Here is a 15,228-nt window from a genome sequence, read left to right on the forward strand (position 1 = left end):
TATCCTCATTGATGCCGGCTAATCAGATACAGCAAAGGAAAGAGAAAGATCCAGACAATATCTACAAAATGCCAATACAGCCCGAAGTTTTCGATGGTGGTCATGTGTCCGGTTGTATACATCCCGCGCCACGCCTGAAAGATCAGCACCAGCAGGATGGAGATGCCCACCAGCATATGAAGAGCATGGACCCCGGTCAGCATGAAATACAGCGAGAAGTAGGTCTGGGTCTTTTCCGCCATGTCCACGGGCAAGGGTTTGTCCTGGGAATAATTCGGGTCTACATGGGTGAAGTCATTGATGCTGAAGTTCAGCCCGGGGACGTGATGGCGCTCCCACTTTTCGTGATATTCGATGGCTTTAATGCCCAGAAAGACGAGGCCGAGGCACAGGGTGGCCACCAGCCAGCCAAGAAGGGCCTTGCGCCGCTTCATTTCTGCGCTGTAGACACCCATGGCCATCGTAAAGCTGGAGCAGATGAGGACCGTCGTATTAATGGTCCCAAGAAGGATGGAAAGCTGATGGCTGCCAGCAACGAAAGCGGGGTAGTACCAGTTACGGTAGATGAGATAGGCGGTAAACATGCCGCCGAAAAACATGATTTCGGTCAGCAGAAAGAGCCACATGCCAAAGCTCGCGGCCTCGCGCTGCTGGTCGACCGTGGCAAAGTGATGGCGCAGGTGCGGCGAGTGCTGCTCATGCTCGCCGTGCGCTCCGGGAAAGGACGTGGGCTGGGTTGCGATGGCCTGGCTATCCAACGGTCTGCACCTCGCTGCTTGTCTTTTTCGCCAGCCAGTCGAAATCATATGCTTCAAAGTCCACGACTGGCGTTTCAGTAAAGTTCTCTTCCAGTGGCGGCGACTGGACCTGCCATTCCAGTCCGGGAGCGCGCCATGGGTTTGATCCTGCTACTTTTCCAAACTTGAGCGACCACAGGAAATAGACGGCCGGCAGGATGTAGCCAATGGCCAGAATGGAGGCCCCGGCGGTCGAAAGTACGTTGAGCACCTGGAACTCCGGCGGATAGGAGTGATAGCGGCGCGGCATCCCCAAGTATCCAAGAATGAACTGGGGGAAGAAGGTCAGATTAAACCCGATGAACAGAATGCTGGCAGCCAGCCTTCCCAACATCTCCGGATACATGCGCCCGGTGATCTTGGGCCACCAGAAGTGGAGCCCGGCCATCAGTGCGCTGACCATTCCGCCGACCATGACGTAGTGGAAGTGGGCAACGATAAAGTACGTTTCGGTCAGATGAATGTCCATGCCGAGGGCGGCCAGATAGACACCGGTCAACCCGCCAATGGTGAACAGCCCGATAAAGCTGAAGGCATAGAGAATGGGCGTGTCAAAGCTGATGGAGCCTTTATAGAGCGTCGAGGACCAGTTGAAGATTTTGATCGCCGAGGGCACCGCCACCAGCATGGTCATCAGGGAGAAGACCAGTGCCGAGTAGTTTGAAATGCCCATGATGAACATGTGGTGTGCCCAGACGAAGAAGCTGAAGACGGCAATGGCCACAGAAGAGAAGGCGACCGCAGTGTATCCAAAGACGCGCTTGCGGCTGAAACAGGCCACTACTTCGGACATGATACCCATGCCGGGAAGGATCATGACATACACGGCAGGGTGCGAATAGAACCAGAAGAGGTGCTGGAAGAGCAATGGGTCTCCGCCTTTGGCGGGATCAAAGATGCCGATGCCAGTGAAGCGCTCCAGCGCAACGAGCGCGAGGGCGATGGCGATGACCGGAGTGGCCAGTACAAAGATGATCGATGTGGCGTAATAAGACCAAATGAACAGCGGCAGGCGGAACCAGGTCATCCCCGGAGCACGCAGGCGGTGGATGGTGACGATGAAGTTGACGCCGGTGAGGATGGAGGAAAAGCCGGCCACGAAGATGCCCATGGTTGCGGCGATGACGTGCGTATTCACGTAATGCGTACTGAGGGGGGTGGTGAAGGTCCAGCCCGTATCAATCCCGCCCCAGATGATGGCGTAGAGTTCGATCATGCCGCCGGCAGTAAACAAATACCAGCTCATCAGGTTGAGTCGTGGAAAGGCGACGTCCTTGGCGCCAATCATGAGCGGAATGCAGAAGTTGCCCAGCACGGCCGGGGCAATCGGCACCAGAAAGAAGAAGACCATGATGATGCCGTGGATGGAAAACACCTTGTTGTAGGTGTCGGCCGCCATCAGTTCGCCGCCGGGGGTGAGCAGGTTCAGGCGGATAAACGCAGCCGCTGTTCCTCCGATGGTGAAGAAAAAACAAGTGGTAATGAGGTACAGGATGGCGATGCGCTTATGGTCCAGCGTCAGAAGCCAGCTCTTCAGGCCATAGGCGCTGTTCAGGTAAGACCGCCGGGGCATGGCCGCGGTCTGCTGATCGGGAAGAACAATACTTGTGCTGCTCATGGCTTCACCGCTCCTTGTCCGGATGCAGCTGCGGGCGCTGCGGTCTGGACCTGGCTGGTATTCAGCGTCTGCTGAATACGGTAATTCGAATTGAGGTTTTTAATGAATTCGACAAGAGAGATCAGACCTTCTTCACTGACCTGCCCCTGATAGGTGGGCATGATCGGGGCATATCCGGCAACCTGATGCAGTGTAGGGTTCAGGATGACATCGCGCAGGAAGGCCTCGTCGGCAGTGACGACTGATCCGTTGGACATCTGGATCTTCGCTCCATATACTCCGGCAAGATTTGGCCCGCGCGCTTCCGGACTTCCCGAATGGCACTGATTGCAACCGAGGCTGGCAAAGAGACGCTCTCCGTTCTGCGCCAGCGAGGAACCGCTGGTGGAGCTGGCCGTCCAGGCCTGGTAGTCCTCCGGAGACATGGCCACGACCTCCCCGATCATCTGGGAATGCAGGGTACCGCAATACTGGGTACAGAATAGATGATACGTCCCCGGCTTTGTGGCTTCAAACCAGACGGTAGTGTAACGTCCTGGAATGACCTCACGTTTGACGCGGAAGGCCGGAATGGAAAAGCTGTGAAAGACGTCCTGAGAGACCATGGTGAGCTGCACCGGGCGGTTGATGGGTACGTGCAGCGCATTAATCTCATGTTGGCCACCCGGGTGTTCGGCCTTCCACATCCACTGCTTGCCAACGATGTAGATGTTCATGGCGTTGGTAGGCGGGTTATAGATGCGGAAGTACAGGAGCGCACCCCATACGAAGGCGATCAGGAAGAGGCCCAGAGGGACGATGGTCCAAGTGGCTTCCAGCAGAGTGTTGCCCTCAATCTGTACGGCCTCCGGATGCCTTTCCTTGCGGTAAAGGATGGAGAAGCCGATGACCATGGCGACCACAATGCCAGTCCCGACAAACGAGATCAGAAGCAGATAAAAGTAGAACTCGTCCGTGTAAGGCGCGATGCTTGACGCCTCGGGCGGAAACAGCGGGAGCCGATGGAGCCACTTGAGTAAAAACTGCCAAAGTACGGGGCTAATGTAATGCATCATCCCTTTTTATCCGATCACGTTTTTCCAGCTTGAAACCTGTGGGCGCTGCTTTTGTTTTGCTTCGCGCCGGAACATGATTGCTAAATACAAACCGAGACAGAACAAGGTCACCAGGCAGGCCAACTGCACCACGCGCGCAATGATCAGACTGTGCCTGTTCAGCGTGGGATCGTAGTGATAGCAATAGGTGAGAATGTTGTCCACCGGAGAGCCGATTTTGTGCTGCGAGGCCTCGACCAGCCCCAACATCAGGTCTTTCGGTGAATATTCAACGCCGAGATAGTACTGTGCGATGCGCCCATCCGGCGTTACCAACTGGATGGCGCTGGCATGGGCGAACTGGGTCAACCTGCCGTCCGGCCCAGGGACACGGGTGTAGCCAAAACCAGTGGCCTCGGCCAGAGCATGGATGGCCGGCTCCTGCCCGGTGAGAAAGTGCCAGCCTGCTGCGGTTTCCGGATGTCCGTAACGCTTGACGTAGTAGGCCTTCTTTTGCGCCGCCAGGCTGTAGGTCTCGGTGGGATCAATACTGACGACTACGACGTCGAAGTCTTTGCCAGGCCGGAACTTGACCATCTCCAGCGCGCCGACCAGGCCGTTAAGCTCTTCGGAGCAGAGCATGGGGCAGTTGTAATAGACCAGGGCGAGAATGACCGGGCGGGTGCCGAAGTAGTCTCCCAGATGCACAGTTTTGCCGGTTTCATCGTGGAACTCAGCCTCCAGCGGGAGGCGGGTATTGAGCTTCTGCACGATGTTGACCCGGTTCAGCGCAGAGGGCACCTGTGCACTGTTGTCACCCATCTGTTTGTCGCCGTAGGCGGAGACCTGGGCACGGGCCGCGCAGGCGGAAAAGCCCAGTAGCAGCGCAAGTCCCCACACCAGGGTGCGCTGAACATTCCGGATTGTGGTCTGTGCCTGCATGTAACCTTCTATGCTAGTCCGTTTCCTGCTCCGATTTCGCTTTTGCCTTTCACTCGTGGTTCGTGTGACTGGAAGCCTGCTCCTCCGATGCCATCGTTGCACTGCGCAATTCCTGCTCGTAGGCTGTGCGTGCAAAGCCATCCGTGAGCGGGGCGGTCACCTCGACCGGATGGTCTCCTGCCATGAGCGGCGCTGCCTGCTCCTGTTTTGACTCGACGGGAAGCCCGCGCTGTGCAATCAGCTGCATGGCACGCTCAATGGGGATGCGGACAGTGCCTTTGGAGCGGTCCACCCAGCTGTAGTTTTCCAGCAGCAGGTCTTCGCGGGCGTGGAGATCGGCCGTGTCCCGGTCGCCGTCATCGCCCTGGAGCCGCGGCGTCGGAAACGACTGGGTCAACTGCCGGAGCTGCTGCTGCTCAATGGCCGGGTTGGACTCCATATTGCGTCCTTTGCCTGTTACATAACCGGCACGGTTCCATTGGTTGGGGGGGCCATCGTGTTTCATCAGCGCATTGTTGATGACCTTGCCCATACCGAAGCAGAAGACAAAAAAGACCCCCAGGGAAATGGCCATGGCCAGCAAGAAGACCAAGACCCCCTGCACGCTGACATCAGTGAGCTCGTAGCCTTCCCGGACAGAGTTCTCCATGTCCCGCGACTGATTGCCATGATGGGTCTCCGGGGTGGTGCTGTGCTGGTGCTTCCGCAGATCATCGTTATGCATGGGCATGTTCAGGCTCCAGGATTTCCTCAAGGTGCGGGTCGTTGGTTGCCACCAGCGGACGGCCCTTGAGGTTGGTGAAGTAGTACGCCATCCAGAAGGCGATCATCGCCACTGGCACGGTTGCGTATTCCAGAATGCCGACACTGAAGTGCAGGTTCCGCGCCGCATCTTTGAAGTTCGGCTCAATCAGCCAGAACATGTCCCAGCAGCGGGCGAAGATCATGATGCAGCAGCAGACGACGAGCCGCGACTTGATCCGCTTGAGGTCGCGCGAAAGCAGCAAGGTAAAGGGAATGAGCCAATGAAAGACCACATCGAGTGTGGCAATGACTCCCCAGTTGCCGCGAATGCGGTCCAGATACCAGGGGATCTCTTCCGGCGAGTTTCCAGACCAGATAATCAGAAAGGAGGCAAAGGCGAGGTAAATATTCAGCATGACGAAGGCAAAGCAAAGCTTGCCCAGGTCGTGCTGTTCGGTCACGCGCATGACGGTGCGGATCGGCTCGGCCTTTGACAGCCCCACCAGGGTAAGGATGACCAGCGCAAGCACTCCATAGGCCTGCCCTACCAGGAACTGCAGGCCATAGACCGTCGAATACCATGTGACGTCGAGCGAGAGGACCCAGTAGATGGAAACGGCCGTGAGGGTGAGGGCATAGAGCACAACACCAAAGCCGCTGAGGTTTTCAAATTTGGTCTGCCAGTAAGGGACGTTTGGCGCCGTATCTGCATCACGCTGGAGCGACCATTTATTCAACAGATGGGTATAAAACCACCAGCTCGCAAAGCAGAACAGCGAAACGGCCCAGAACGTGGCAGGGTTCAGCAATGGATGCTTGTAATAAATACTGTGGGCCTGGGCCGTAGTGATCAGGTGCTGCTTCCAGGCACCCCAGGGATCGTCATTATATTGCGCCCAGAGGTAAAGCTTCTTGAACGACATGCCAAAGATGCCGATGGGGAGGAAATAGAGGAAGACCAGAGGGAGGGTGCGCGTCATCGCCTCCAGCGGACGCCGCACCAGAAGCCCCCACTTGCCGCCGGAGAGGTACTGCGTCATCAGCAGCGCCATTCCGCCGCAGCAGAAGCCGAAGGAGATCATTGTCCCGTGCAGCCACGCGCGCAGGAAATGGTTCCATCCGTCGCCGGCAAGAAAGCCGAGCAGGATCCCGAGGACGCCGAAAATCGCGCCAATCCCCAGCGCCCGTGCGCGCCAGCGGTCCACAAATTCCGGAGCGCCCAGTTCGTGCGGCAATGTTTTTGCGTGTTGCGCCATCTTCATTCCTTATTGCTTTGGCCCAGATGATGTGGTTTGCATGGCATGGCTCCTGGCAGAATCTTGAGCGTTGCCCTCTGTTTTTCCTGTCAGGTTGACCGAATTCGCATTCTCAGCAGGTGCGCCAGCCACGATGCCCTGCGCCGGAAGCGCCTGCGCATCGGTGTCCTGCGCGATGGGCCACGGTCCGGCGAAGCTGGCGGGAAGCCCCTCGCGCTCGGCAATCTGGCCCAGATCGTGCACCTGCTCTCCCTGCGGAACATCGGAGAGCCTGGCATTCTGGCTCAATTGCAGCGCCCGGATATAGGCAGCCACGGCCCAGCGGTCCTCCGGAGAAAGCTGTGCGGCATAGTCTGGCATGGCCCCATAGCCATGGGTCATCACATAAAAATAGTGGCTGAGCGGCTCAGCCAGACGCCGCGCATCATGAAAGTTGCCGGCCGGCTTATAGCCGCGCTGCACAATCATGCCGTCGCCATTGCCTACGCGCGAGTGGCAGGGAGTGCAGTAGATATTAAAACGTTCCTGACCGCGTTCGAGCACGGTCATGGTGACCGGAAAGGGCATCATGTCCTGCTCTTTGCCATTCAGCAGTCCGGTATAGAAATATTCATCCTGCTGCAACTGGCCACGCGCGACTGTATGGACGACCTGTGGACGCACCGAGCGACCGTCGGCGAAAAATTCCGAGCCGCGCTGCGGAATCTCTTTGGGCTGGTTGTGCATGTCCTGACGGCAGCCACCGAGCACGACCAGCAGCGTCATCACGCCTGCGGCCAGAAGCCCCTTCCGTCTGTTGCTGCGGATCTGTCTCATGGTTTTAATACTCCACCTCCACGACGGAGACGGGGCTGAAGCTTTCCAGAAACGCCCGGGACTGGTCGGCTTCAAACTTCGGGTCCGTGGCCTCCAGGCAGAGGAAAAACTTGTCCGATGTGGCGCCGCCGCGGAAATTCGGGGCATTGAACAGCGGATGATAGGGTTGCGGCAGGCCACAGAGAGCAAAGAGCCCGAAAAAGGCCGAGAGGCCTGCCCACAGGATCGTCCACTCATAGGCAGGCACGATAAATGCCGGCCAGGAATAGTAGGGCCGTCCGGCAATATTTAACGGATAGGCCCAGACGGAGATCCAGGTTTCCATCAAAAACATGGCGGTGATGCCCATCAGACCGCCCAGCAAACAGACCAAGGAGACCTCATCGCGATGGAATCCAATGGCGGCAGCAGCCTCTTCCACCGGATATGGCGTATAGCAGTCCATGCGGCGGTATCCGGAATCGTAAGCAGCCTGCGCCGCGCGCACGAGCTCAGTGGGCGAATCAAACTCCGCCAGCAGTCCGTAAGTCCCTTCACGTACAGAAGACATCAGTCACCTGCCTCCGGCAGTGGTTCGGCCCCTGCCTTGATTTTTGCCTGAGGCAGCAGGATACGCAGCTCAGACATGGGAATCATGGGCAGGAAGCGGATAAACAGGAAGAACAGGAAGGTAAACAGCCCGAGGGTCCCGGCAAAGGTCGCATAGTCCCAGCGCGTGGCCTTGTAGGTCCCCCAGGAAGAAGGCAGATAGTCCCGGTACAGGCTGGTGACGACAATCACAAAACGTTCAAACCACATTCCTGTATTCACAATCAGCGACATGATGAACATGAGCGACGGATTGCGCCGGAACTTGCGCAGCCACATCAGTTGCGGCAGCGCAATATTGCAGGTAATCAGCACCCAATACGACCAGCCCATCGGCCCGAACATCCGGTTCCACATCATGAAATATTCCCACCGGCTGGCCGAGTACCAGTAGGCCATGAAGACCTCCATCCAGTAGCCGTAGGCGACGATGAGGCCCGTGACAAGCATGACCTTGCCCATGTTGTCCAGGTGGCGGATCGTGATGAGATCTTCAAGATGGTAGAACTTGCGGATGGGCACGGCCAGGGTAATCACCATGGCAAAGCCGGAGTAGACGGCACCGGCCACGAAGTAGGGCGGGAAGATCGTGGTATGCCAGCCCGGAAGCAGCGCCACTGCGAAGTCAAAGCTGATGACGCTGTGCACGGAAAGCACGAGCGGCGTAGATAGACCTGCCAGCAGCAACGAAGCCGTCTCGTAGCGCGTCCAGTGGCGGACCGAGCCGCGCCAGCCGAGCGAGAGCAGACCATACACAAACTGCGCAAATTTCGATTGGGCGCGGTCGCGCAGCGTGCCAAGGTCTGGCACCATACCCAGATACCAGAAGACCACGGAAATGGTAGCGTAGGTCGAGACCGCAAAGACGTCCCACAGCAGGGGCGAGCGGAACTGCGGCCAGACGTTCATGGTGTTGGGATACGGAAAGAGCCAGTATCCAAGCCAAGGACGACCGGTATGGATAAGAGGAAACATACCGGCGCAGACCACAGCAAAAATGGTCATGGCCTCGGCGAAGCGGTTGATGGAATTGCGCCAGCTCTGTTTGAACAGAAGCAGGATGGCCGAAATCAGGGTCCCCGCATGGCCGATACCGATCCACCACACAAAGTTGATAATGGCAAAGCCCCAGGCCACCGGAATCGTAATGCCCCAGATGCCGGTGCCTTTCAGAAAGAGCCAGGAGACGGCGATGAGCAGCAGCGCTACGCCGCCGCCGGCAATCATCAGACCGCCAAACCATCCCAGCGGAGTGTGGCTGGTAAGAACGATGCGCGAGACTTTCTCAGTAACCGACTTGAATGTGTGCCCGGGAGCAATGACCCGGATCTCTCCGGTGACCGGGTCCAGCATGGGATCGTTGATGGGTTCCTTGATAGCCATTTCTGTCCAGCCCTTTAAGCTTCCAGCCCGTCGGCCAGTTCAGGATTGATGTTGAGTACCTCTGCCAGGTATGTGGTGCGGGGACGCGTATTGTTGCCGGCCAGCACCCCGTAGCTGCGCAGCTGCTCCTTGAGCTTGCGCACCTTGCTGTTACGGTCATTGATATTTCCAAAGACAATCGCGTTTGTGGGGCAGGCCTGCTGGCATGCCGTGATAATTTCGCCGTCACGGATTTCCCGGTTCTGCTTGTCGGCTTCAATCTTTGCCGCATTGATGCGCTGCACGCAGTAGTTGCACTTCTCCATCACGCCGCGACTGCGGACCGTCACGTCCGGATTGCGCATTAGTTTCAGGCTCTCCGTCTCATAATCAGAAAAGAGCAGGAAATTGAAGCGGCGGACCTTGTACGGACAGTTGTTGGAGCAATAGCGCGTCCCCACGCAGCGGTTGTAGACCATCATGTTCAGGCCCTCCGGCGTGTGGACCGTCGCACCCACCGGACAGACCTGCTCGCAGGGAGCATTTTCACACTGCTGACAGGCCATGGGCTGGAAATGTCCTCGCGGGGCCGCGAGATCACCTTCAAAATAAGTATCGATCCGGATCCACTGCATAATCCGGCCGACGCTGACCTGGTGCTTGCCGACCACGGCGTTGTTGTTTTCCGCATAGCAGCTTACAACGCATGCATTGCAGCCGATGCAGGCATTCATGTCCACGGACATGCCCCAGGCATTTTTGTCATACCGGTAGGCCGGGAACATGCTCTCGTCCGGCTCAGGGTCTTCCTTACCCTCGCCCTCATGTGCGAAGTTGGGGTTCTTTTTGAACTCTTCAAGAGTGGCGTAACGGACGATGGCGCGGTCAATTGCCTCGTTCCCTTCAAGCGAGTGCGTACCGCTGCCGTCTCCACCCACAAAGACTGCACGATGGTCGGTGTAATGGCTTTTGGTGACCGCGAACTCGTATGTATCTCCCGTCTTGCGCAGGTCTGCACCGGTGCTAAACAGCGGCGAGGTCGAGGTCCGGACGGCATAAGCGTTAAAGCCAAAGCCGCTGCCCACTCGCCCGGCGCGGCTGCGTCCCTGTCCGAGGGTCAGCGTGATCGAATGGTCGGGGTGTCCGGGAACCGCCAAGACTGGCGCCTTCACCATCAGACCGTCCACGCTGATTTCCACGACATCATGTTCCGCCAGGCCAAGTTTGCCGAGTGTACCGTAGCTCATCAGGGCAGCGTTGTCCCAGGAAAGGTTGGTCACCGGACGCGGAATCTCCTGCAGCCACCCCAAGTTGGCATAACGCCCGTCGTAGAGGTGGTAATCGGGCCGGAAGACCAGCTCCAGCGCATCGGACGGCGCAGGAAGGCCCTGCGCCAAGCCCTCCACCTTTGCTGCCACGTTCCTGGGCGGGAAGGCCGTGTCGGCAATCCATCCGTCATGCAAGGCTTTGCGCCAGTTAAACTCAAAATCGCCGCGGGCAGAAAGTACCGGACGCCAGTTCTCGCGCACCGCGTCGTAAGGCGACAGGTCCGGATTGTCCAGCATTGCCTGGACAATTTCATGCGCGGTATGGCCTCCATAAAGAGGATCAATCAGAGGCTGCACAATGGAGACGGTGCCATCATAAGCGCGGGCATCGGACCAACTCTCCAGATAATGCGCGCTGTTGATGTGCCAATGGGCGAGCACGGCGGTCTCATTCACATGAGAGCCGAGATGGACGATGGTACCGGCCCGTGTGATCGCTTCTTCAAACTTCAGGTCGGCGGGCGCCGTGTAAACAGGGTTGGCGTCCAGGATGACGAGCCATTCCACCTTGCCTGCATTCAGGTCGGCCACCAGAGACTTCAGGTCTTCATTCTGGATTGATGGCAGCGGATTGACCGTCTCTGTATAGACGACTGTCTTGCTGACGTTCCCCAGCGCCTGGTTCATGGCCATTGCGGCCAGGTGCACGGAGGCAGGCTGATGCTCGCCAGGAATGACGACGCATCTGCCGGCATTGGCCTTCAAGTCCCGGGCCACGGCAGCAAGAAATTTCCTGGCGTCGTCAGAACCGTTGAATTCCGTCTGGCTTCCTGCACCCACAGCGCCGGCAAGCGCAGCAGCAAATGCGGGCACGTCGCTGGCCCGCAGGGCCAGACGATGCTCGGCCTTGAGCCCGGTGGTCGTCGTCCAGCTTTCGACCACATACAGACGGTTCATCTGCGTGGTGCCATCCAGACGGCGCTTATTCGCATAGTCCTTGGCCAGCTTATGAAATCCAGGGAAGGTCGCCCCGGAGAGAAAATCTGCATCGAGCGAGAGGATGACATCTGCCGCATCGAGCCTGTACTGCGCATCGTAGTAGTCCCCAAAGGCAGCCTTCGATGCAGCATAAGCGGCGTCGCGGTTCACAGGATCATACTGGACCAGCCGGGCGTTGGGATAGGCCGCCTGCGCTTTCTTCCACTGCGCCGCCAATGTAGGTGAAGTAATCGTGCTGCTCAGCAGATAGATGCCCTGGCCCCCGGAGGACTTCTTGTCCGCAAGAAAGGCGCGCCATGCCGCCTGGAAAGCACCCCAGGTGCGCGTCTCTCCACGATAGGTGACATGCTGCGAGCGGTCCGGATCATACAGGTCGAGCAGCGTGGCCTGCGTCATGGGGTCTGAACCACCCTGCACGTAAGGATGCTCCGGATTGCCGTCAATCTTGATCGGCCGAAAGGCATCGCTTTTCACCAGCACGGGGACTGCACCGGTGGAAAACGGAAAGGCCGTGGCAAAGTACATGGGTTTGCCCAGAATCAGATCTTCCGGCGCTTTCACATAGGGATAAATCGGCTCATCCGGCTGCTTGGTGCATCCAGCCAGGCCGGCCAGGGCCAGCGAGGCACCCGCCATTTTGAGAAAGCCGCGGCGCGAGACCGAATCAATCCACTCGGAGGCCTGCTTTGGAAACTCGCGCTCCAGCATCTGGTGGAATTCCGGAGTGTCGGCCAACTCTTCCAGACTGCGCCAATACTTCCGGCCAGTCTTTCCGTTGAGCCTGGCGCGGACTTCTTCCAGCGTCAGCCCCTTACTGGTTGGCACCACTCCCTCTTGATGTTTTCCGTTCTGGCTCATTTGTGGCTCGCGTTTCTGGTCTTCAAAAGCGGGAATGAACTGCGGGTCCTTCATCGATGGCAAACCTCACAGCTCGACAGCTCACGCGGATTGCGAATGTGGTATTGCGCAATCAGGAACTTACCCAGCTCTTCCTGACTGGTGAACTTCTTGTAATTCAGGGTGGCGGGAACTCCCATAGCAGCCGCATCACTGACGGCCGTCTGGGCATGAAGCCCAGCGGGCATCTGAAGAGAGGCCACCTCTGCGCCATTGCCGCGGCCCGGGTCCGTCTCCGTACATGTCACGTCCTGGCCCGTGGGCACACCGGTCTGCGCCTGCTGCCTGACTGCGCACCATACCGGCTTGAGACTACTGGGACCCGTCCAGGCCATGTTGTAAATCTCACTGGTCGGCCGCAGGTTGGCCGCTGGATTGCGGTGGCAGTTCAGGCACCACTCCATTTGCAGGGTGTTCTGCTGATACATAATCGGCATTTCATCCACTCTGCCGTGACAGGTGGAGCAGCCGATGCCTTTGTTCACATGGATTTCGTGATTGAAGTAGACAAAATCGGGAAGGTCGTGCACTTTCGTCCAGACAATTGACTCCTGCGTGGCCCAGCTCTGCCGCACTGGTTCCAGCAACTCAGCATTGGTCCAGATCTGGGCGTGACAATTGATGCAGGTCTTGGTTGGAGGAATGCCGGCGTAGCTGGAGTTTTCTACCGACGTGTGACAGTACTGGCACTGCAGCCCAAGTCCCTGCACATGATGCTTGTGGCTAAAAGGCACAGGCTGGTCGGCCCTCTGTCCCTGACGGGTCCACCATGGTGATCTTTGCCATTCATCCAGCGTGATACCCAAAGCGATGACAATCAGTCCCGTTAAGACCAGGCTCATGCGCGCCAGTGCGTTTGAGCTGCGGTCAAAAATCTGCGCCATGTATGTTCCTGTTTCCTCGTCAGTCCCTGATGGATGGCAGGGGTTAAGCGTTTATGCCCGTAAATTTTCGTGCATCGAATTGTGTCTAAATTTTTTGAAGCAACACTATAGTGTCGGCAGGGCACTCTTCGCAAGTCTCTTTGGAGTCAACCAGTGTATTCTGCAGCAAAAAATTTTTATGAATGCTTAATTCAGGCAAGAGTTCTCTATTCGCGAGAAAAGAAATTGTGATTGTGTCTGCTGTGCAGGGCGGCCTCATCCGCTGTACTCTGAACGCTGAAGATGAAACGCTTCCTTTTTCCCATTGCCGGGTTGTGGCTTCTGCTCTATGGCTCTTTCACGCTCGTGCGGCCGCCGCTTTTTGATGGCGTGGATGCCACCCATGCAGAAATTGCCAGGGAAATCCTCGTCTCCCATGACTGGACCACGTTTCATCTGAATGGAGCACCCTGCAATGAAGTGCCGCCGCTGCTTCCGTGGAGCATCGCCCTCAGTTTCCGCTTCTTTGGCGTCTCGACCTGGGCCGCCCGTGTGCCCCTTGCTTTTTTTGCACTGGCCTTGTTTCTTGCAGAATTCTCTCTGGGACGCAGCCTGTTTGGGATCTCCAAGGCAGGCGCTTATGCGGCCATATGCCTGCTGACCGCTAGCGGAATCTTTGGGTTTGCACACATGCTGCTGCCGGAGACCCCGCTGTGTCTATGGCTGACACTCAGCATCTCTTTTTTCTGGAAGTCGCTCCAAGAAGACCGTCCCTCACTGGTCTCTGCCGGCGGCTTTGCTCTTTGCTGCGCGCTGGGCGTGCTGACCATGGGCCTTCCGGGTGTGATTTTCCCGGTCGTCATCGTCCTCGTATTTCTGGGGGCGACAAAAAATATGCGCCATCTACGGCGCTGGCATCCGCTGGCCGGAACATTGATTTTTCTTCTCGCAGCGTTGCCTTGGCACGTGCTAGCGGCAAGGAGAAACTCTACTTTTCTGCGCGACTACTTTGTTCACGGACACTTCCTGCTCTATCTGGGTCGCAATCATCCTTCCTCAGGACATGACAGTGTCCCCTTATGGATTTTCTGGCTGCTCCTGCTGCTCTTTCTTGCTCCGTGGTGCATCTTCGCCCTCAAGATGCTGGCACGTCTGCGCTCTGCGCGGCAGAATGCGCTTCTGTTGCTGGCGATTTGGGTGGCAGTCGTGATGCTCTTTTTCAGCTTTTCCTTCCGGCAGGAATACTACCTTCTTCCAGCACTGCCTCCGTTGGCGCTGCTCGCCGGAGGCTGGCTGGCAGAGGATGAGGCTGCTCCTTCCCGGGCAGCGGAGATTACGGCCTGGGCCCTGTTTTTCGTTGGCGTGTTGGCAGCCATTGCCTCAGCCATCTTTGCTGCTACCTTTCCACCTCTGCCGGTTGGTACCGATGTTTCTGCATTTCTGCAGCAGGTTTCGCGCAGTCATCGTCTTTTTTTCGGACACTTCTTTGACCTGACCCTGCGTGCACTGGGTGCCTTCCGAGTACCGTTCACCATCACGACCGCTGCTCTGCTCATCGGGCTGACTGCGAATCTTTACTTTCGCCGGAAAAAGAGGGCGGGATTGGCCAATTGCTTTCTGACCGGCACCGTTGTGGCCTTTCTGATTGCGGCCCATCTGGCCATAAACACGCTGTCCCCGGCTGTCTCTTCTCAGATTCTGGCCAATGCAATCCGGCCGGAAATGGAGACTTCCGATCAGGTCATCATCCATGGCCCGCTGGAAAGCGCATCCTCGATGGCGTTTTATCTGCGGCGGCCGATCCGGGTGCTGGACACAGAAGGCGGGGACCAGACCCAGCAGGGCATGGACCTGTCCGCGTTAGAACAGCTCTGGAACGGCCAGCAGCGCATCTTTCTTTGGACACCTATCGATCAGGCGCCTGCTTTGCCGCAGCCTGTTTTTGTTCTGGGCCGCAGTGGAGGAAAAGAAGTGCTGAGCAACCAGCCCAGCTCTCACGGCGCTGAATTCTAGGCCCACCTAAGGGACGACAGGAAAGGCGCAA

At 57.6% G+C, this 15,228-nt stretch carries 12 protein-coding genes; 1 reads left to right on the forward strand and 11 read right to left on the reverse strand.

The features are described from left to right. Positions 1 to 5 precede the first annotated feature (5 nt). The 11 genes from N655_RS0105165 to N655_RS0105215 are packed head-to-tail and all read right to left on the reverse strand — an operon-like array spanning position 6 to position 13,205. Positions 6 to 758, reverse strand: coding sequence for a cytochrome c oxidase subunit 3 family protein (locus N655_RS0105165; protein ID WP_026442126.1), 753 nt, complete (start codon positions 756 to 758; stop codon positions 6 to 8). Continuing rightward, a complete protein-coding gene (locus N655_RS0105170; protein WP_026442127.1) occupies positions 751 to 2,415 on the reverse strand; it encodes a cytochrome c oxidase subunit I in 1,665 nt (554 codons plus the stop codon). The genes N655_RS0105165 and N655_RS0105170 overlap by 8 nt, the downstream gene beginning before the upstream one ends. Continuing rightward, positions 2,412 to 3,470 (reverse strand): cytochrome c oxidase subunit II, encoded by a 1,059-nt coding sequence (gene coxB, locus N655_RS17445; RefSeq protein WP_349509467.1) that lies wholly within the window; start codon positions 3,468 to 3,470, stop codon positions 2,412 to 2,414. Before coxB ends, N655_RS0105170 begins: the two co-directional genes overlap by 4 nt. Positions 3,471 to 3,476: 6 nt before the next feature. Further along, entirely contained in the window at positions 3,477 to 4,391 is a 915-nt protein-coding gene (locus tag N655_RS17450) for an SCO family protein (RefSeq protein WP_044934017.1), read from the reverse strand. Between the two features lie 49 nt (positions 4,392 to 4,440). Then, a complete protein-coding gene (locus N655_RS0105185; RefSeq protein ID WP_044934019.1) occupies positions 4,441 to 5,121 on the reverse strand; it encodes a hypothetical protein in 681 nt (226 codons plus the stop codon). Then, the gene (locus N655_RS0105190; protein ID WP_044934021.1) at positions 5,108 to 6,391 is read right to left on the reverse strand and encodes a hypothetical protein; all 1,284 of its coding nucleotides are present in this window, start codon (positions 6,389 to 6,391) and stop codon (positions 5,108 to 5,110) included. The genes N655_RS0105185 and N655_RS0105190 overlap by 14 nt, the downstream gene beginning before the upstream one ends. 9 nt (positions 6,392 to 6,400) lie before the next feature. Next, a complete protein-coding gene (locus N655_RS17455) occupies positions 6,401 to 7,207 on the reverse strand; it encodes a c-type cytochrome (protein ID WP_238324505.1) in 807 nt (268 codons plus the stop codon). 4 nt (positions 7,208 to 7,211) lie between these two features. Beyond that, positions 7,212 to 7,757 (reverse strand): DUF3341 domain-containing protein, encoded by a 546-nt coding sequence (locus tag N655_RS0105200; protein WP_044934023.1) that lies wholly within the window; start codon positions 7,755 to 7,757, stop codon positions 7,212 to 7,214. After that, positions 7,757 to 9,178 carry an NrfD/PsrC family molybdoenzyme membrane anchor subunit gene (gene nrfD, locus N655_RS0105205; RefSeq protein WP_044934025.1) on the reverse strand — a complete coding sequence of 474 codons (1,422 nt, stop codon included), beginning with the start codon at positions 9,176 to 9,178 and terminating at the stop codon, positions 7,757 to 7,759. Before nrfD ends, N655_RS0105200 begins: the two co-directional genes overlap by 1 nt. Positions 9,179 to 9,192: 14 nt before the next feature. Beyond that, positions 9,193 to 12,336: a TAT-variant-translocated molybdopterin oxidoreductase gene (locus tag N655_RS0105210; RefSeq protein WP_081823582.1), complete on the reverse strand. Its 3,144-nt coding sequence runs from the start codon at positions 12,334 to 12,336 to the stop codon at positions 9,193 to 9,195. Continuing rightward, entirely contained in the window at positions 12,333 to 13,205 is an 873-nt protein-coding gene (locus N655_RS0105215; RefSeq protein ID WP_026442133.1) for a cytochrome c3 family protein, read from the reverse strand. The genes N655_RS0105210 and N655_RS0105215 overlap by 4 nt, the downstream gene beginning before the upstream one ends. A 282-nt stretch (positions 13,206 to 13,487) precedes the next feature. Between N655_RS0105215 and N655_RS17460 the strand changes: the two genes are divergently transcribed. Further along, entirely contained in the window at positions 13,488 to 15,197 is a 1,710-nt protein-coding gene (locus tag N655_RS17460; RefSeq protein WP_044934027.1) for an ArnT family glycosyltransferase, read from the forward strand. The last annotated feature ends 31 nt before the right edge of the window (positions 15,198 to 15,228 follow it).

The sequence above is a fragment of the Pseudacidobacterium ailaaui genome, assembly GCF_000688455.1.
GTDB lineage: Bacteria > Acidobacteriota > Terriglobia > Terriglobales > Acidobacteriaceae > Pseudacidobacterium > Pseudacidobacterium ailaaui.

Coding starts and splice junctions, on each gene's coding strand:
- N655_RS17455 (WP_238324505.1), bottom strand. CDS start 7,207: ATGAGACAGATCCGCAGCAACAGACGGAAGGGGCTTCTGGCCGCAGGC.
- N655_RS0105190 (WP_044934021.1), bottom strand. CDS start 6,391: ATGGCGCAACACGCAAAAACATTGCCGCACGAACTGGGCGCTCCGGAA.
- N655_RS17460 (WP_044934027.1), top strand. CDS start 13,488: ATGAAACGCTTCCTTTTTCCCATTGCCGGGTTGTGGCTTCTGCTCTAT.
- N655_RS0105200 (WP_044934023.1), bottom strand. CDS start 7,757: ATGTCTTCTGTACGTGAAGGGACTTACGGACTGCTGGCGGAGTTTGAT.
- N655_RS0105215 (WP_026442133.1), bottom strand. CDS start 13,205: ATGGCGCAGATTTTTGACCGCAGCTCAAACGCACTGGCGCGCATGAGC.
- nrfD (WP_044934025.1), bottom strand. CDS start 9,178: ATGGCTATCAAGGAACCCATCAACGATCCCATGCTGGACCCGGTCACC.
- N655_RS0105210 (WP_081823582.1), bottom strand. CDS start 12,336: ATGAAGGACCCGCAGTTCATTCCCGCTTTTGAAGACCAGAAACGCGAG.
- N655_RS17450 (WP_044934017.1), bottom strand. CDS start 4,391: ATGCAGGCACAGACCACAATCCGGAATGTTCAGCGCACCCTGGTGTGG.
- N655_RS0105185 (WP_044934019.1), bottom strand. CDS start 5,121: ATGCCCATGCATAACGATGATCTGCGGAAGCACCAGCACAGCACCACC.
- coxB (WP_349509467.1), bottom strand. CDS start 3,470: ATGATGCATTACATTAGCCCCGTACTTTGGCAGTTTTTACTCAAGTGG.
- N655_RS0105170 (WP_026442127.1), bottom strand. CDS start 2,415: ATGAGCAGCACAAGTATTGTTCTTCCCGATCAGCAGACCGCGGCCATG.